The organism is Pseudomonas putida (genome assembly GCA_029953615.1).
Lineage (GTDB): Bacteria > Pseudomonadota > Gammaproteobacteria > Pseudomonadales > Pseudomonadaceae > Aquipseudomonas.
In genome coordinates, this window is sequence record CP124529.1 from 3,538,193 (window position 1) to 3,556,105 (window position 17,913).

The window sequence follows — 17,913 nt, forward strand, 5'->3', positions numbered from 1 at the left end:
AATCCTCCAGGGTCATTTGCCGCTGCCCGCGACGCTTTCGCCGCCACGGGTCAGGTAATAGGCGCCAAGAATCGGCAGCATGGTCACCAGCATCACCAGCATGGCGACCACGTTGGTCACCGGCACGTCGCGCGGGCGGCTGAGCTGGTTGAGCAGCCAGATCGGCAAGGTGCGTTCGTGGCCGGCGGTGAAGGTGGTGACGATGATTTCGTCGAACGACAGGGCAAAGGCCAGCATGCCGCCGGCCAGCAGCGCCGAGCCGAGGTTGGGCAGGATGATGTAGCGGAAGGTCTGCCAGCCGTCGGCGCCCAGGTCCATCGAGGCTTCGATCAGGCTCTGCGAAGTGCGCCGCAGGCGGGCGATCACGTTGTTGTAGACGATCACCACGCAGAACGTGGCGTGGCCGACCACGATGGTGAACACCCCAGGCTCTATCCCCAGGGTCTTGAACGCCGAGAGCAGGGCGATGCCGGTGATGATGCCGGGCAGGGCGATGGGCAGGATCAGCATCAGCGAAATGCTCTCCTTGCCGAAAAAGCTGCGCCGGTACAGCGCCGCCGAGGCCAGCGTGCCGAGCACCAGGGCGATCAGCGTGGCCAGGCAGGCCACCTGCAGCGACAACGTGATCGCCTCCCGCACATCGGGCCGGGCGAAAGCTACGGCGAACCACTTCAGGGTGAAGCCCTTGGGCGGGAAGCTGAACGCTGCGTCTTCGATATTGAAGGCGTACAGGAAGATGATCAGGATCGGAAAGTGCAGGAACAGCAAGCCGCCCCAGGCGGCAAGGCGCAGCCCGGTCGAGGCTTTTTCAGAGTGCATCGAAGGCCCCCAGGCGCTTGACGATGGAAAGGTACACCGCGATCAGCACGATAGGCACCAGGGTGAACGCGGCGGCCATCGGCATGTTGCCGATCGCCCCTTGCTGGGCATAGACCATGCTGCCGATGAAATAACCGGGCGGGCCGATCAACTGCGGCACGATGAAGTCGCCCAGGGTCAGCGAAAAGGTAAAGATCGAGCCGGCGGCAATGCCCGGGATCGACAGTGGCAGGATCACCTGCATGAAGGTTTGCCCGGGCCGGGCGCCGAGGTCTGCCGAGGCGTGCAGCAACGACGGCGGCAAGCGCTCCAGCGAAGCCTGGATCGGCAGGATCATGAACGGCAGCCAGATATACACGAACACCATGAAGCGGCCCAGGTGCGAGGTCGACAGGGTGCTGCCGCCCACGCCTGGCACGGCCAGTACGGTTTGCAGCAAGGCATCCAGGTGCAGCTGCTGGACGAACCACTGGGCCACGCCGCCCTTGGCCAGCAGTAGGGTCCAGGCGTAGGTCTTGACGATGTAGCTGGCCCACATCGGCATCATCACTGCAATGTAGAAGAATGCCTTGGTCTTGCCGCTGGTGTAGCGCGCCATGTAGTAGGCGACAGGGAAGGCTAGCACCGCACTGGCCAGCGACACCGCCAGCGCCATGCCCAGGGTGCGCAGGATGATGTCGAAGTTCGACGGGTTGAACAGTGCGGTGAAATTGCCCAGGGTCAGGTCCGGGGTTACCGCCATGGTGAAGTCGTCGAAGGTATAGAAGCCCTGCCACAGCAGGTTCAGCAGCGAGCCAAGGTAGATCGCGCCGAACCAGGTCAGTGGCGGGATCAACAGCAGGGCCAGGTACAGGTTGGGGCGCCGGTACAGCAGGTTGGACAGGCCGCGCAATGTGCTCATGTCAGCGGCCCTCGGTTTCCTGCAGCAGCGTCATGGCTTCGCGGGGCCAGTGGGCCTGGACCCGTTGCCCGGGTTGCCAGGCCGTGTGCCTGCGCCTGCCAGCGGTCGTTGGCCTGGCTCACCGCCAGCAACTGGCCGCTGTCCAGCTGCAGCTCGTAGCGGGTGGCACTGCCCTGGTACTGGATATCGTGCAGCAGGCCGCTGACCTGGACATGCTCACCGGTTGTGGCCGGGTCACCGAGACGGATGTGTTCGGGGCGGATGGAGAAGGGCGCCGGGCTGCCATTGAGCGCCATGGCCAGTTCGCCGCGCACCACGTTGGAGCTGCCGACGAATTCCGCAACGAAGGGGGTGGCCGGCTGCATGTACAGGTTGCGCGGGGTGTCGACCTGCTCAATACGGCCGCGGTTGAACACTGCGACACGGTCGGACATCGACAGCGCCTCGGTCTGGTCGTGGGTGACGAATATGAAGGTGATGCCCAGCTGGCGCTGCAGCTTTTTCAGCTCGCCCTGCATCTGTTCGCGCAATTTCAGGTCCAGCGCGCCCAGCGGCTCGTCCAGCAGCAGTACCCGTGGCCGGTTGACCAGCGCACGGGCCAGGGCCACGCGCTGACGCTGGCCGCCGGACAGCTGCGCCGGCCTACGCCCGCCGTAGCCGGCCAAAGCCACCATCGCCAAGGCTTCTTCGGCGCGGCTGTGGCGTTCGGCTTTGGCCACGCCCTTTACCTTCAGGCCGTAGGCGATGTTGTCCAGTACGTTCATGTGCGGGAACAATGCGTAGTCCTGGAATACGGTGTTGACGTCGCGCAGGTAGGGCGGCACGCCGCCGGCTTCGACGCCGTGGATGCGGATCGAACCGCTGGTGGGTTGCTCGAAGCCGGCGATCAGGCGCAGGCAGGTGGTCTTGCCCGAGCCAGAGGGGCCGAGCATGGAAAAGAATTCGCCATCGACGATGTCGATGCTGACCTGGTCGACGGCCTTGACCTCGCCGAAGGTGCGGGAGACCTGGGTGAACTGAACGGCTAGGGGCATGCGTGGGCTCCAGGCATCAAAGTTTCTCCTGTGCCGGCCTCTTCGCGGGCACGCCCGCTCCCACAGGTACTACACAGCCTTCAAGGCCGGTGCCCTACCTGTGGGAGCGGGCAAGCCCGCGAAGAGGCCGGGCCAGGCATTCAGGCAACCTCAGCGCCCACCCATGATCGCAATGTAATCCTGGGTCCAGCGGCTATACGGCACGAACTTGCCCCCCTGGGCCTGCGGGGTTTTCCAGAAGGCGATCTTGTCGAAGTTGTCGAAGCCATTGGTCTTGCAACCCTCGGCCCCCAGCAGCTCGCTGCCGGTACAGGCCGCCGGTACTGCAGGCAACGAACCGAACCAGGCTGCCACGTCACCCTGTACCTTCGGCTGCAGCGACCAGTCCATCCATTTGTAGGCACAGTTAGGGTGCTTGGCCTCGCTGTGCAGCATGGTGGTATCGGCCCAGCCGGTCGCGCCTTCCTTGGGGATGGTCGAGGCCACGGGCTGCTTCTCGGCCTTCAGGCCATTGACCATATAACCCCAGGAGCTGGAGGCGACTACGCCTTCATTCTTCACGTCGCTCATCTGTACCGTGGCGTCATGCCAGTAGCGGTGAATCAGCGGTTGCTGCTGGCGCAGCAGTTCCAGCACGGCCTTGTACTGCGCTTCGTTCAACTCGTATGGGTCCTGGATGCCCAGCTCCGGCTTGGCCGTCTTCAGGTACAACGCCGCATCGGCGATGTAGATCGGCCCGTCGTAGGCCTGCACGCGGCCCTTGTTCGGCTTGCCGTCGGGCAGGTTCTGCGGCTCGAACAGCACGCCCCAGCTGGTGGGTGCCTGCTTGAACACCTCGGTGTTGTACAGCAGAACATTCGGCCCCCACTGGTACGGGGTGCCATAGACTCGCTTGTCGACCACGTACCAGCCGCCGTTCTGCAGCCGTGGGTCGATGTTCTTCCAGTTGGGGATCAAGTCGGTGTTGATCGGTTGTACCCGCTTGCCCGCGATCAGCCGCAGCGACGCATCACCCGAGGCGGTGACCAGGTCGTAGCCGCCCTTGGTCATCAGGCTGACCATCTCGTCCGAAGTGGCGGCGGTCTTCACGCTGACCTTGCAGCCGGTTTCCTGCTCGAAACCGGTCACCCAGTCGTAGGCCTTGTCGCTTTCACCGCGCTCTATGTAGCCGGGCCAGGCGACGATGTCCAGGCGGCCCTCGCCGGGCCCCAGGGCCTTGGGCGGTTCGCCAGCCTGCAAGCCGGCGCTGGCCAGCACGGCGCAGGCAGTGGCGCCGAGCAATGCGGTCTTGTGCACTGACATGGTGTTCCCTCTTCTTGGAGATTTTGGTCGGAGGCAGTCGTCAAGCAAGCCGTGAAGCAATCGTTATAAGCGTAGTGCGGTTGCGCGCGGTATTGGCGATATCGAGTCTAGTTGGCTTTTTGCCAGCCAATGCAACATCCGGAAGCAAATCCCCCATGGCGATCGCGCGGGCAGGGCTTAACCTGACGGCTCCCTTGGCCAATGTGGAGACCGTTTGATGAATACCCGGGGATTGCTCGACCAGTTGCTCAAGTCCGGCCAGGACTTGCTCGCCAGCCAGGCCGGCAAGGGCAGCGCTGGCAAGCCAGCTGCCAGTGCCGGCGGCCTTGGCAGCCTGCTTTCCGGTGCCGGTGGCGGCGCCCTGGCGGCAGGTGCAATGGGTTTGCTGCTGGGCAACAGGAAAGCCCGCAAATATGGCGGCAAGGCCCTCACCTATGGCGGCCTGGCAGCGCTCGGTGTGCTGGCCTACAAGGCTTACGGCAACTGGCAGGCGCGCCAGCAGATGGCCGCCACCGAGCCACAGACGGTCGACCGCCTGCCGCCGGCCCAGGCCGAGCAGCACAGCCAGGCGGTGCTGCAGGCGCTGGTGGCGGCGGCCAAGTCCGATGGCCATATCGACGAACGCGAGCGGGCGCTGATCGAGGGCGAGTTCACGCGCCTGGGCACAGACCGCGAATTGCAGCACTGGCTGCATGCCGAGCTGAACAGGCCACTGGACCCGGCCGAAGTGGCCCGTGCCGCGCAAACGCCGGAGATGGCTGCCGAGATGTACCTGGCCAGCGTGATGATGATCGACCAGGAGAACTTCATGGAGCGTGCCTACCTGGACGAACTGGCCCGCCAGTTACGCCTGGACCCTGGCCTGCGCCAGGAACTGGAAAGCCAGGCAAGGCTTGCTGGCGGCCAGTGATGGGGGCTGCGTTGCAGCCCATCGCCGGCAAGCCGGGCTCCCACAGGGATCGCACATGGCCTGAGGTCATGCGGTCGAGGTGGGAGCCGCACATTTCAGCCGCATGAGCGCCGGGCGCCTGGGCTATACTTCGGCGATTTCCCCGCTCGTTGTGAATTCCTGAGGGCTGAATGTGAAGAACTGGACCTTGCGCCAACGGATCCTGGCAAGTTTCGCCGTGATCATCGCCATCATGCTGCTGATGATCGTGGCCGCCTACTCGCGGTTGGTGACCATCGCCTCCGCCGAGCAGGCAGTGGGGACCGACAGCATTCCCGGCCTCTACTACAGCTCGATGATCCGCAGCGCCTGGGTCGACAGCTACGTCACCAGCCAGCAGCTGGTGGGCCTGTCCAACCACCGCGAATTCACCTCTGCCGATGCAGAGCTGTTCAAGAGCTTCGAGGACCGGCTCAAGGCGCATATGGCCAGTTACCAGAACACCATTCAGGACGATGACGACCAGACGCGCTTCGACACCTTCGTGCAGATGGAGGCTACCTACCTCAAGATTGTCGGGCAGGTCCTCGACGCCTATCGCCAGCGCGACTATGCCGAGGCCCAGCGGTTGATCACCGATGTCCTCACCCCGGCCTGGCTGGACGGTCGCAAGCTGCTGAACGAGGTGATTGAACACAACCGTCTGGCGGCCGACACCGACACCAACGAGATTGTCGGTGCAGTGAGCACGGCCAAGGGCAGCATGATCATTTCGCTCCTGCTGGCAATCATAGCCGCAGGCGTGTGTGGCCTGTTGCTGATGCGCGCCATCACCGCGCCCATGCAGCGCATTGTCCACGCCCTCGACAAACTGCGCTCGGGCGACCTGAGCATGCGCCTGAGCCTGGACCGCAAGGACGAATTCGGTGCCATCGAGAGCGGCTTCAACGAAATGGCCGAAGCCCTGGCCAACCTGGTGGCCCAGGCCCAGCGCTCGTCGGTGCAGGTGACCACCTCGGTAACCGAGATCGCCGCCACTTCCAAGCAGCAGCAGGCTACCGCCACCGAAACCGCCGCCACCACTACGGAAATCGGCGCCACCTCGCGGGAAATCGCCGCCACCTCGCGCGACTTGGTGCGTACCATGACCGAAGTCACCTCGGCCGCCGATCAGGCCTCCAGCCTGGCCGGCTCCGGCCAGCAGGGCCTGGCGCGCATGGAGGAAACCATGCACCAGGTGATGGGCGCTGCCGACCTGGTCAACGCCAAGCTGGGCATCCTCAACGAGAAGGCCAGCAACATCACCCAGATGGTGGTGACCATCGTCAAGGTCGCCGACCAGACCAACCTGTTGTCGCTGAATGCTGCCATCGAGGCGGAGAAGGCCGGCGAGTACGGCCGCGGCTTTGCCGTGGTGGCAACCGAAGTGCGCCGCCTGGCCGACCAGACTGCCGTGGCCACCTACGACATCGAGCAGATGGTGCGCGAGATCCAGTCCGCCGTGTCGGCCGGGGTCATGGGCATGGACAAGTTTTCCGAAGAGGTGCGCCGCGGCATGTTCGAGGTGCAGCAGGTGGGCGAGCAACTTAGCCAGATCATCCACCAGGTGCAGGCCCTGGCACCGCGCGTGTTGATGGTCAATGAAGGCATGCAGGCCCAGGCCACCGGTGCCGAACAGATCAACCAGGCGCTGGCGCAGCTCAGCGATGCCAGCACCCAGACGGTCGAGTCGTTGCGCCAGGCCAGTTTCGCCATCGACGAGCTGAGCCAGGTGGCCGCCGGCCTGCGTGGCGGCGTGTCGCGTTTCAAAGTCTGACCGCGATGAATGAATTGCAACCGCGTGCTGCGCGAGCGGGCAACGCCCAGGGGGCGTTGTACCTGCAGTTTCGCATCAAGGAGCAGCGCTTTGCCCTGAGCGTGCACGAGGTGATCGAGGTGCTACCGCGCCAGCCGCTCAAGCCGATCGCTCAGGCGCCTGATTGGGTCGCGGGCATTCTTGCCCACCGAGGCCTGCTGGTGCCGGTGATCGACCTGGCAGCGTTGAGCTTTGGCCAGCCAGCGGCGCAACGCACCAGTACCCGGCTGGTGCTGGTGCATTACCGCGATGGCCTGCAGCTTGGCCTGATCCTGGAACAGGCCACCGAAACCCTGCGTTGCCACCCCGACGAGTTCCAGCCGTATGGCGTAGACAGCGGCGAAGCCCCGTATCTGGGCCCGGTGCGCCAGGATGAACAGGGCTTGTTGCAGTGCATCGAAGTCAACGATCTGCTGCCCGATGCCGTGCACGAGCTGCTGTACGCCGATGATCCGACAGGGAGGCCGACATGAGCGAACAGCGTTTCTTCCGCTTCCTGCGCGACCGCATCGGCCTGGATGTGGAGTCGGTGGGCGCGCCCATGGTCGAGCGTGCGCTACGCCAGCGTTGTCTGGAGGCCAACGCCGCGGATCTGGATGATTACTGGCTGTACCTGCAGCGATCGCTGGATGAGCAACAGGCACTGATCGAGGCGGTGATTGTCCCGGAAACCTGGTTTTTCCGTTATCCCGAATCCTTCACTGCGCTGGCCAGCCTGGCACACAAGCGCCTGGCCGAGCTGGCCGGGGCGCGCCCGCTGCGCTTGCTCAGCCTGCCCTGTTCGACCGGCGAGGAACCCTATTCACTGGCCATGGCCCTGTTCGATGCCGGCATCGCGCCGGGGGCGTTTCTGATCGACGGCATGGACATCAGCCCCGGTTCGGTGGCCAAGGCCGTGCAGGCCGTGTACGGCCGCAATGCTTTCCGTGGCAGCGACCTGAGCTTTCGCGAGCGCTACTTCGATGTCGTCGAAGAAGGCCACCACCTTCATCAGCGGGTGCGCGAGCAGGTCAACCTGCAGGTGGGCAATGTGCTCGACCCGACGCTGGCCAGCCGCGATGGCCTGTACGATTTCGTGTTCTGTCGCAACTTGCTGATCTACTTCGATGTACCGACCCAGCAACGGGTGTTCGAAGTGCTCAAGCGCCTGCTGCACCCACAGGGCGTGCTGTTCATCGGCCCGGCCGAAGGCAGCTTGTTGGCACGCCTGGGCATGCGCCCGCTGGGGGTTGCCCAGTCGTTTGCCTACGTGCGCCAGGAGGACGGCGCCGCCGCGCGGGCCCCGGCCCCGGTGCAGCCCGTGCGGCGCACCTTGCCACCCTTGGCGACGCCAGGCTTTTCCGCCGCGAACGCGCCCTTGCCCCGGCCGCTACGCGTGCTGCCGACGCCAGCCAGGCCCGCACCGGCCCGCGCGCAGAAACGCGAGGAGGCCAGCGAGTTGCTGGCCAGCATTGCCCGGCTGGCCAACGCCGGCGCCAGCGAGCAGGCCCGTGCCGAATGCCAGCGCTACCTGGGCCAGTTCGCGCCTGCGGCGCAGGTTTACTACTGGCTTGGGCTGCTGAGCGATACCGAAGGCGATGCGCAGCAGGCGCTGAGCCACTACCGCAAAGCCCTGTACCTGGAGCCGCAGCACCCTGAGGCGCTGGTGCACCTGGCGGCCTTGCTGGCGGCCCAGGGCGACCTGGCCGGTGCCCGGCGCCTGCAGGAGCGCGCTGCGCGGGTTGGCCGGGAGTCTGAACGATGAAGGAATCCGCGATGCAATTGCTCGCCGAGGATGACGCGCACATCGACGACTGTTGGAACCGCATCGGCGTGCACGGCGACAAGCAGTGCCCGCTGCTGGAGCGTCACGTTCACTGCCGCAACTGCGAAGTCTACGCCGCTGCTGCCACTCGCCTGCTCGATCGCTACGCGCTGATGCAGGACCATCAGGCTGCCATGGCGCCGCCGGTCGAGGAAAGCAGTGGCCGCTCCATGCTGCTGTTCCGCCTGGGGGAAGAGTGGCTGGCGCTGGCCACTGCCTGCCTGGCCGAAATTGCCCCGTTGCAAGCGGTGCATTCACTGCCCCACCAGCGCTCGCGGGTGTTGCTTGGGGTGGCCAACGTGCGCGGTGCGCTGGTGCCCTGCCTGTCACTGGCCGACCTGCTGGGGGTACAGGCCAGCGCTGGCGAACAACGCAGCGGCCGATCGATGCCGCGCATGCTGATCCTGGCCGCCAAGGGGGGGCCGGTAGTGATGGCGGTCGAGGAAATCGACGGCATTCACCGGCTCGACCCGCTGCTGCCGGGCAGTGGTCAGGACGCCACCCACTTCACCGCTGCGGTGCTGCAATGGCGTGGCCGTAGCGTGCGAGTGCTGGACGATCAACACTTACTGTCTGCCGTGCAGCGGAGCCTGTCATGACCCCAGAGCAAATGCGCGACGCATCGTTGCTCGAACTGTTCAGCCTGGAGGCCGAGGCGCAGACCCAGGTGCTCAGCGTCGGCCTGATGGCGCTGGAACGTAACCCTACGCAGGCCGACCAGCTCGAGGCTTGCATGCGTGCCGCCCACTCGCTGAAGGGGGCGGCGCGGATCGTCGGGGTGGATGCGGGTGTCAGCGTTGCCCACGTCATGGAAGATTGCCTGGTAGCTGCCCAGGAGGGCCGCCTGCGTTTGAGCGCCGAGCATATCGACGCCCTTTTGCAGGGCACTGACCTGCTGATGCGCATTGCTACGCCTGGTGACACCGTGGCGCAGGCGAGCCTGCCGGTGTTCCTCGCGCAAATGGCCAACCTGCTTGATCCTGGTGGGGCAGTCATGCCCCCCGTGCCACCTGCCTTGCCAGCGGCGCCGGAAACGCCAGTGCAAGCCATGCAAGCCGAAGCGTTTCCGTTGCCTGTCGAGCCCTTGGCGCCCGAACCCGAGCCGGCCTCACATCGCAAGGCCGGCAAGCGCGCGGGCGAAGGTTCGGAACGGGTGCTGCGGGTAACCGCCGACCGCCTCAACAGCCTGCTCGACCTGTCCAGCAAGTCGCTGGTGGAAACCCAGCGGCTCAAGCCTTACCTGGCCACCCTGCAGCGCCTCAAGCGCATGCACGGCCAGGGCATGCAGGCGCTCGACGGCCTGCGCACGCAGCTGGAGGGCAGTGGTCAGAGCAGCGAGGTGCTCGAAGCCCTGGCACAGACCCAGCGCTTGCTGGCAGAAACCCAGCAGATCCTGCAGCAGCAGGCTAGCGACCTGGACGAGTTCGGCTGGCAGGCCAGCCAGCGCGCGCAACTGCTTTACGACACTGCGCTGGCCTGCCGGATGCGGCCGTTTGCCGATGTGCTGACCGGCCAGAGCCGCATGGTGCGGGACCTTGGCCGCTCGCTGGGCAAGCCGGTGCGGTTGCTGGTGGAAGGGGAAAAGACCCAGGTTGACCGCGATGTCCTGGAAAAGCTCGAAGCGCCGCTGACCCACCTGCTGCGTAACGCGGTCGACCACGGCATCGAGCTGCCCGAGCGGCGTCTGCTGGCGGGCAAGGCGGAGGAGGGCGTGATTCGCCTGCGAGCCTTGCACCAGGCCGGCATGCTCAGCCTTGAACTGATCGATGACGGAGCTGGCATCGACCTTGAGCGCCTGCGCAGCAGCATCGTCGAGCGTGCCCTGTCGCCCGCCGACACGGTGGCGCGGATGAGCGAGGCAGAGTTGCTGACGTTCCTGTTCCTGCCCGGCTTCAGCCTGCGCGACAAGGTCACCGAGGTGTCCGGGCGCGGCGTCGGCCTGGATGCGGTGCAGCACATGATCCGTGAGCTGCGCGGTTCGATCGAGCTGACCCAGTCGGCCGGGCAGGGCTGCCGTTTCCACTTGCAGGTGCCGCTGACCCTGTCGGTGGTGCGCAGCCTGGTGGTCGAGGTAGGCGGCGAGGCGTATGCCTTCCCGCTTGCCCATATCGAACGCACGCTGGAAGTGGGCGCCGACGAGATCGTGCAGATCGAAGGGCGCCAGCACTTCTGGCACGAAGGCCGGCACATCGGTCTGGTCGCGGCCAGCCAGCTGCTCAACCGCCCGGCCGGGCAAGCGCAGGAGAGCAGCCTGCGGGTGGTAGTGATCCGTGAACGTGAGCAACTCTACGGCGTGGCCGTGGAGCGGCTGGTGGGCGAGCGGGTGCTGGTGGTTATGCCGCTCGACCCACGGCTGGGCAAGGTGCAGGACATTTCCTCGGGCGCCTTGCTCGACGATGGTTCGGTGGTACTGATCATTGATGTCGAGGACCTGCTGCGCTCGCTGGAGAAACTGCTCAGCACCGGCAGCCTTGAACGCATCGAGCGCGGCGGCAGCGGCGCCCGTGGCGTAGCGCGCAAGCGCATCCTGGTGGTCGACGACTCGCTGACCGTGCGTGAACTGCAGCGCAAGCTGCTTGGCAACCGTGGCTACGACGTTGCGGTGGCGGTGGATGGCATGGACGGCTGGAACGCCCTGCGTGGCGAAGACTTCGACCTGCTGATCACCGACATTGACATGCCGCGCATGGACGGCATCGAACTGGTCACCCTGGTGCGCCGCGACCAGCGCCTGCAATCGCTGCCGGTGATGGTGGTGTCGTACAAGGACCGTGAGGAAGACCGACGGCGTGGCCTGGATGCCGGCGCCGACTATTATTTGGCCAAGGCCAGTTTCCACGACGATGCGTTGCTGGATGCTGTGGTTGAGCTGATCGGAGGTGCTCAGGGATGAAGATCGCCATCGTCAACGACATGCCCATGGCCGTCGAGGCGCTGCGCCGGGTAGTTGCCTTCGAGCCCGAGCACCAGGTGATCTGGGTGGCCGGTAATGGTGCCGAGGCGGTGCAGCGTTGCACGGAGCAACTACCGGACCTGATCCTCATGGACCTGATAATGCCAGTGATGGACGGTGTCGAGGCCACTCGCAGGATCATGGCCGAAACCCCCTGCGCCATCGTGATCGTAACGGTCGACCGCAAGCAGAACATGCACCGGGTGTTCGAGGCCATGGGCCACGGCGCCCTCGACGTGGTCGACACGCCGGCGTTGGGGGCGGGCGATCCGCGCGAAGCGGCAGCGCCACTGCTGCGCAAGATCCTCAACATAAGCTGGCTGATCGGCCAGCAGCGAGCCCCGGCCGCACGCTCGGTCGCTGCCCCGGTACGGGTCACGTCCCAGCACCGCGGGCTGGTGGCGATCGGCTCGTCGGCTGGCGGCCCGGCAGCCCTTGAAGTACTGCTCAAGAGCCTGCCGGCGGCATTCCCGGCGGCGATCGTGCTGGTCCAGCATGTGGACCAGGTTTTTGCTGCCGGCATGGCCGAATGGCTCAGCAGCGCTGCCGGCTTGCCGGTGCGCCTGGCCCGTGAAGGCGAGCCGCCGCAGCCGGGGCAGGTGTTGCTGGCCGGCACCAATCACCACATCCGCCTGCTACAGAACGGCCAACTGGCCTACACTGCCGAACCAGTCAATGAGATCTACCGGCCTTCGATCGATGTGTTCTTCGAGAGTGTGGCGCGCTACTGGACCGGCGATGCGGTGGGCGTGCTGCTTACCGGCATGGGCCGCGACGGTGCCCAGGGCCTGAAGCTGATGCGCCAGCAGGGCTTCCTGACCATTGCCCAGGACCAGGCCAGCAGTGCGGTGTACGGGATGCCCAAGGCCGCTGCGGCTATCGATGCCGCAGTGGAAATCCGCCCGCTGGAACGCATAGCCGGGCGCTTGATGGAATTTTTCGCAAAATGACGAAGTGTATTGAATCACGCCGCCAGGCCGGCAGTGATCGGGTGAACAGGTATGAATGACTTACCGATCGAAGGTTTCGCGACCGCCAACGAGAACTCGGCAATGGTGCTGTTGGTCGATGACCAGGCCATGATCGGCGAGGCGGTACGGCGCGGCCTGGCCAATGAGGAAAACATCGATTTCCACTTCTGCGCCGACCCGCACCAGGCAGTGGCCCAGGCGGTGCGCATCAAGCCGACGGTAATCCTGCAGGACCTGATCATGCCTGGCCTGGACGGGCTGACCCTGGTGCGTGAATACCGCAACAACCCGGCGACCCAGGACATCCCGATCATCGTCCTGTCGACCAAGGAAGACCCGCTGGTCAAGAGCGCGGCGTTTGCCGCCGGGGCCAACGATTACCTGGTCAAGCTGCCGGACACCATCGAGCTGGTGGCGCGCATTCGCTATCACTCACGCTCCTACCTGACCTTGCTGCAGCGCGACGAGGCATACCGCGCCCTGCGCGTCAGCCAGCAGCAATTGCTCGACACCAACCTGATGCTGCAGCGGCTGATGAACTCCGATGGCCTGACCGGGCTGTCCAACCGCCGCCATTTTGACGAGTATCTGGAGCTGGAATGGCGCCGGGCGATGCGTGAACAGCAGCAGTTGTCGCTGCTGATGATCGACGTGGACTTCTTCAAGGCCTACAACGACAGCTTCGGTCACCTGGCCGGCGACGAGGCCTTGCGCCAGGTGGCCGAGGCGCTGCGCGGCTCGTGCTCGCGGCCGACCGACCTGCCGGCGCGCTATGGTGGCGAGGAGTTCGCGTTGGTATTGCCCAACACTTCGCCGGGTGGGGCACGCCTGGTGGCTGAGAAGCTGCGCCAGACCGTGCTCGGCCTGGGTATTCCGCATACTGCGCCGGTGCCTGACTCGTATCTGACCGTGAGCATCGGTCTGGCCACCCAGACTCCATCCATCGGCAGCCATAGCCGGCAGCTGATTTCGGCCGCCGACAAAGGCCTGTACCAGGCCAAGAATGGTGGGCGCAACCAGGTCGGCATCGCCTGACAGGGCCTGCACCGCTCCTACAAGGGAAATTGCGGCCATTCGGGCGCCCGGCGGGTCTGCCGCCCTGCTACGGACTCGGTTATACTCGCAGGCTTTTCACCGAATTCGTGCGAGTAGCCAGCCCATGGAAATCCAACCGATCCTGAACACCATCAAGGACCTCACCGAGCGTTCCCAGTCCATTCGGGGGTATCTTTGACTACGATCACAAGCATGACCGCCTGATCGAAGTCAACCGCGAGCTTGAAGACCCCAACGTCTGGAACAAGCCCGAGTACGCCCAGGCCCTGGGCCGCGAGCGTGCCATGCTGGCACAGGTCGTCGAGACCCTGGACAAGCTGTCCGGCGGCCTGGCGGACTGCCAGGACCTGCTCGACATGGCCGTCGAGGAAAATGACGAGGGCGCTGTCGGCGACGTCGTGACCGAACTGGAAGGCCTGGAAGAAAAACTGGCCCAGCTCGAGTTCCGTCGCATGTTCAGCGGCGAGATGGACATGAACAACGCCTACCTGGACATCCAGGCCGGCTCCGGTGGTACCGAGGCGCAGGACTGGGCCAACATCCTGCTGCGCATGTACCTGCGCTGGGCCGACAAGCGTGGTTTCGATGCCACCATCATCGAGCTTTCCGAAGGTGAAGTCGCCGGTATCAAGGGCGCCACCGTGCATATCAAGGGCGAGTACGCCTTCGGCTGGCTGCGCACCGAGATCGGTGTGCATCGCCTGGTGCGCAAGAGCCCGTTCGACTCCGGTGCCCGTCGCCATACCTCGTTCTCGGCGGTGTTCGTGTCGCCCGAAATCGACGACAAGGTCGAGATCGAGATCAACCCGGCCGACCTGCGCATCGACACCTACCGTTCCTCCGGTGCCGGTGGTCAGCACGTGAACACCACCGACTCGGCGGTGCGTATTACCCACGTACCGACCAATACCGTGGTGGCCTGCCAGAACGAACGCTCCCAGCACGCCAACAAGGACACCGCCATGAAGATGCTGCGGGCCAAGTTGTACGAGCTGGAAATGCAGAAGCGCAACGCCGCCTCGCAGGCGCTGGAAGACAGCAAGTCGGACATCGGCTGGGGCCACCAGATCCGCTCCTACGTACTGGATGACTCGCGTATCAAGGACCTGCGTACCGGTGTAGAGCGCAGCGACTGCCAGAAGGTATTGGACGGTGATCTCGACCAGTACCTGGAAGCGAGCCTCAAGCAGGGGCTGTAAGCCACACACAACCGCCGCGGTACCTGGCCTGGGGCCGGTATCGCGAGCCCTGCCCGAAAGGGGCACCGAACACCTGATGGAAAGAATGACGAAATGAGCGACCTCAAGACCGAAGCGCAAGACCTGCAACAGGAAGAAAACGCCCTGATCGCCCTGCGCAAGGAAAAGCTTGCCGCCGAGCGCGCCAAGGGCAATGCCTTCCCCAATGACTTCCGTCGCGACAGCTACTGCAATGACCTGCAGAAGCAGTACGCGGACAAGACCAAGGAAGAACTGGAAGCAGCAGCGATTCCGGTCAAGGTTGCCGGCCGCATCATGCTCAACCGCGGCTCGTTCATGGTGATTCAGGACATGACCGGCCGTATCCAGGTCTACGTCAACCGCAAGACCTTGTCGGAAGAAACCCTGGCCGCGGTCAAGACCTGGGACCTGGGCGACATCATCAGCGCAGAAGGTACCTTGGCCCGTTCCGGCAAGGGCGACCTGTACGTCGAAATGACCAACGTGCGCCTGCTGACCAAGTCGCTGCGCCCGCTGCCCGACAAGCACCACGGCCTGACCGACACCGAGCAGCGCTACCGCCAGCGTTACGTCGACCTGATGGTCAACGAAGAGACCCGCCACACTTTCCGTGTGCGTTCGCAGGTGATCTCGCACATCCGCAAGTTCCTCATCGAGCGCGACTTCCTCGAAGTCGAGACGCCGATGCTGCAGACCATTCCGGGCGGTGCTGCGGCCAAGCCGTTCGAAACCCACCACAATGCCCTGGACATGGCCATGTTCCTGCGTATTGCGCCGGAGCTGTACCTCAAGCGCCTGGTGGTTGGTGGCTTCGAGAAGGTGTTCGAAATCAACCGCAACTTCCGTAACGAAGGCGTTTCGACTCGTCACAACCCTGAATTCACCATGCTCGAGTTCTACCAGGCCTACGCCGACTACCGCGACAACATGGACCTCACCGAGGAACTGTTCCGCGAACTGGCGCAGCTGGTACTGGGCACTACCGACGTGCCGTACGGCGACAAGGTGTTCCACTTCGGTGAACCGTTCGCCCGCCTGTCGGTATTCGACTCGATCCTCAAGTACAACCCGGAGCTGACCGCTGCCGACCTGCAGGACGTCGACCGCGCCCGCGAGATCGCCAAAAAGGCCGGCGCCAAGGTGCTGGGCCACGAAGGCCTGGGCAAGCTGCAGGTGATGATTTTCGAAGAGTTGGTCGAGCACAAGCTGGAGCAGCCGCACTTCATCACCGAGTACCCGTTCGAAGTGTCGCCGCTGGCCCGTCGCAACGACGAAAACCCGGCTGTTACCGACCGTTTCGAGCTGTTCATCGGTGGCCGCGAGATCGCCAACGCCTACTCCGAGCTCAACGATGCCGAAGACCAGGCCGAGCGCTTCCTGGCCCAGGTGGCCGAGAAGGACGCCGGTGACGACGAAGCCATGCACTACGACGCCGACTTCGTTCGTGCCCTGGAATACGGCATGCCGCCGACGGCAGGTGAAGGCATCGGTATCGACCGCCTGGTGATGCTGCTGACCAACTCGCCGTCGATCCGTGACGTAATCCTGTTCCCGCACATGCGTCCGCAGGCCTGAGTGAATTGAATGAGCCGCCTTTCGAGGCGGCTTTTTCTTGCCTGAAGCTTTATGTTGTCAGTGCCGGCCTCTTCGCGGGCGCGCCCGCTCCCACAGGGACCCCACAGGTCCTGACTGTTGTGGGAACCCTGTGGGAGCGGGCGCGCCCGCGAAGAGGCCGGCACTGACGAAACACTGTCCATGAGGTACCCCCCGTGACACCCGCAATGCCTCACCAGGGCGCCGCCGGCATCGCCACCGCCGTCGCCGAAAGCGTGCAATACCAAGGCCGCAAAACTGCCCGCCAGGGCAGCGAGCAGCGTCGCCAACTGATCCTCGACGCCGCCATGCGCATTGTCGTGCGCGACGGCGTACGCGGTGTGCGCCATCGCGCCGTGGCCGCCGAGGCCGGTGTGCCATTGTCGGCCACCACCTACTATTTCAAGGACATCGAGGACCTGCTCACCGACACCTTCGCCCAGTACGTCGAGCGCAGTGCTGCCTACATGGCCAAGCTGTGGGCCAACACCGAGGTAGTATTGCGCCAGTTGCTGGCCCAGGGCGACGGCGGCCCGCAGGCACGGGCACGGCTGGCTGACGAGGTAGCGCGCATGACTGCCGACTACGTACAGCGGCAACTGCTGACCCGTCGCGACTTCCTGATGGCCGAGCAGGCCTTCCGCCAGGAAGCGCTGCTGTGCCCGCGCCTGGCCGAACTGGTGTGCGCCCATGAGCAGATCCTGCTGCATGGCACCCGGCAATTGCTGCAGGTGGTGGGCTCGCGGCAACCGGAGCAGGACGCCCAGATGTTGACGGCGATTATCGAGCAGATGGAATATCAGGGCCTGCTCAAGGATGCGAACGCGCAAGCCGATGGGCAGATGCTCGCTATGCTTAGCCGATACCTGCAGCTGGTGCTGGCGTCGGCCTGAGCCGAGACCGATTATTTCAAGGAGAACCTGATGAAAGCCTGGCGTGTGGTGTTGTTGACTCTGTCATTCCTGCTGCTGGGCGGTTGTCTGGTGACCTTCCACGAGCCCTTGCCGAGCAACCAGGCGGCGCCCAAGGCCCTGCTCGGCAAGTGGAACAGCAAGGACGCCTGGGGCGAGCCGCTGAAGCTGGTGATCAGCCGTAGCGGCGCCGATGCCTACAAGGCGGTGGCCACGGCCAAGGGCAAGGCCCCTGAGGAATACGTGTTCACCGTCTCGCGCCACGGCAACCGCTGGTACCTGTCGGCCGGCGTGCCCAAGCGCCTGGGTGGCAACTTCCTTATCGGCGGTTTCGATATTGTCGATGGCAAGGAACTGGTGGTCTACAACCTGGATGTCGAGCAGGTGCAGCAGGCGGTGGACAAGAAGGAGCTGACCGGGCGCAGCACCGAGGTGCCTGAAGACAACGGCGACGGCGTGCTGATCGACAGCCCGTCGGCGCGGGTGCTGGCGTACCTGGACGACCCGGCCAATTCCGACCTGTTCGTTGAAGTGGCGCGGTTCCAGCGTTCCGGCAAGTAGTTACCTATGCCGGCTTCTTCGCGGGCTTGCCCGCTCCCACAGGT

Annotated in this window: 15 protein-coding genes and 1 pseudogene; 12 read left to right on the plus strand and 4 right to left on the minus strand. The window is 64.7% G+C overall.

Features of this window, described 5'->3' with window-relative positions:
• Positions 1–12: 12 nt before the first annotated feature.
• The 4 genes and pseudogenes from QIY50_16260 to QIY50_16275 all read right to left on the minus strand — a co-directional run bounded on the left by QIY50_16260 (position 13) and on the right by QIY50_16275 (position 4,056).
• A complete protein-coding gene (locus tag QIY50_16260; GenBank protein WGV18979.1) occupies positions 13–819 on the minus strand; it encodes an ABC transporter permease in 807 nt (268 codons plus the stop codon).
• Positions 809–1,720: an ABC transporter permease gene (locus tag QIY50_16265; GenBank protein ID WGV18980.1), complete on the minus strand. Its 912-nt coding sequence runs from the start codon at positions 1,718–1,720 to the stop codon at positions 809–811. The genes QIY50_16260 and QIY50_16265 overlap by 11 nt, the downstream gene beginning before the upstream one ends.
• A gap of 1 nt (position 1,721) precedes the next feature.
• Positions 1,722–2,754 (minus strand): annotated as a pseudogene (locus tag QIY50_16270) (ABC transporter ATP-binding protein).
• 150 nt (positions 2,755–2,904) lie between these two features.
• Positions 2,905–4,056, minus strand: coding sequence for an ABC transporter substrate-binding protein (locus QIY50_16275; protein WGV18981.1), 1,152 nt, complete (start codon positions 4,054–4,056; stop codon positions 2,905–2,907).
• A 217-nt stretch (positions 4,057–4,273) separates the two neighbouring features.
• Here QIY50_16275 and QIY50_16280 point away from each other — a divergent pair, with 217 nt between their 5' ends.
• From QIY50_16280 to QIY50_16335, 12 genes are all read left to right on the plus strand, one after another.
• Positions 4,274–4,966, plus strand: a complete 693-nt coding sequence (locus QIY50_16280) for a tellurite resistance TerB family protein (protein WGV18982.1) — start codon at positions 4,274–4,276, stop codon at positions 4,964–4,966.
• Positions 4,967–5,138: 172 nt separating this feature from the next.
• Positions 5,139–6,761 (plus strand): methyl-accepting chemotaxis protein, encoded by a 1,623-nt coding sequence (locus tag QIY50_16285; protein WGV18983.1) that lies wholly within the window; start codon positions 5,139–5,141, stop codon positions 6,759–6,761.
• Between the two features lie 5 nt (positions 6,762–6,766).
• Positions 6,767–7,273: a chemotaxis protein CheW gene (locus QIY50_16290; GenBank protein ID WGV18984.1), complete on the plus strand. Its 507-nt coding sequence runs from the start codon at positions 6,767–6,769 to the stop codon at positions 7,271–7,273.
• A complete protein-coding gene (locus QIY50_16295) occupies positions 7,270–8,544 on the plus strand; it encodes a CheR family methyltransferase (GenBank protein WGV18985.1) in 1,275 nt (424 codons plus the stop codon). The genes QIY50_16290 and QIY50_16295 overlap by 4 nt, the downstream gene beginning before the upstream one ends.
• A complete protein-coding gene (locus QIY50_16300; protein WGV18986.1) occupies positions 8,541–9,203 on the plus strand; it encodes a chemotaxis protein CheW in 663 nt (220 codons plus the stop codon). The genes QIY50_16295 and QIY50_16300 overlap by 4 nt, the downstream gene beginning before the upstream one ends.
• Positions 9,200–11,497, plus strand: coding sequence for a hybrid sensor histidine kinase/response regulator (locus QIY50_16305; GenBank protein ID WGV18987.1), 2,298 nt, complete (start codon positions 9,200–9,202; stop codon positions 11,495–11,497). The genes QIY50_16300 and QIY50_16305 overlap by 4 nt, the downstream gene beginning before the upstream one ends.
• Positions 11,494–12,507: a Wsp signal transduction system protein-glutamate methylesterase WspF gene (wspF, locus tag QIY50_16310; protein WGV18988.1), complete on the plus strand. Its 1,014-nt coding sequence runs from the start codon at positions 11,494–11,496 to the stop codon at positions 12,505–12,507. The genes QIY50_16305 and wspF overlap by 4 nt, the downstream gene beginning before the upstream one ends.
• Positions 12,508–12,558: 51 nt before the next feature.
• Positions 12,559–13,563: a Wsp signal transduction system regulator diguanylate cyclase WspR gene (gene wspR / locus QIY50_16315; protein WGV18989.1), complete on the plus strand. Its 1,005-nt coding sequence runs from the start codon at positions 12,559–12,561 to the stop codon at positions 13,561–13,563.
• 124 nt (positions 13,564–13,687) lie between these two features.
• A protein-coding gene (gene prfB, locus QIY50_16320) for a peptide chain release factor 2 (protein WGV18990.1) occupies positions 13,688–14,783 on the plus strand; the annotation gives its coding sequence in 2 pieces (ribosomal slippage) (positions 13,688–13,759 and positions 13,761–14,783; 1,095 coding nt in all).
• Positions 14,784–14,876: 93 nt separating this feature from the next.
• Positions 14,877–16,379 carry a lysine--tRNA ligase gene (gene lysS / locus QIY50_16325; GenBank protein ID WGV18991.1) on the plus strand — a complete coding sequence of 501 codons (1,503 nt, stop codon included), beginning with the start codon at positions 14,877–14,879 and terminating at the stop codon, positions 16,377–16,379.
• 206 nt (positions 16,380–16,585) lie between these two features.
• Complete coding sequence (locus QIY50_16330; GenBank protein ID WGV23072.1) at positions 16,586–17,290, plus strand: TetR family transcriptional regulator; 705 nt, start codon at positions 16,586–16,588, stop codon at positions 17,288–17,290.
• A 30-nt stretch (positions 17,291–17,320) separates the two neighbouring features.
• Positions 17,321–17,869, plus strand: a complete 549-nt coding sequence (locus QIY50_16335) for a hypothetical protein (GenBank protein ID WGV18992.1) — start codon at positions 17,321–17,323, stop codon at positions 17,867–17,869.
• Positions 17,870–17,913 lie beyond the last annotated feature (44 nt).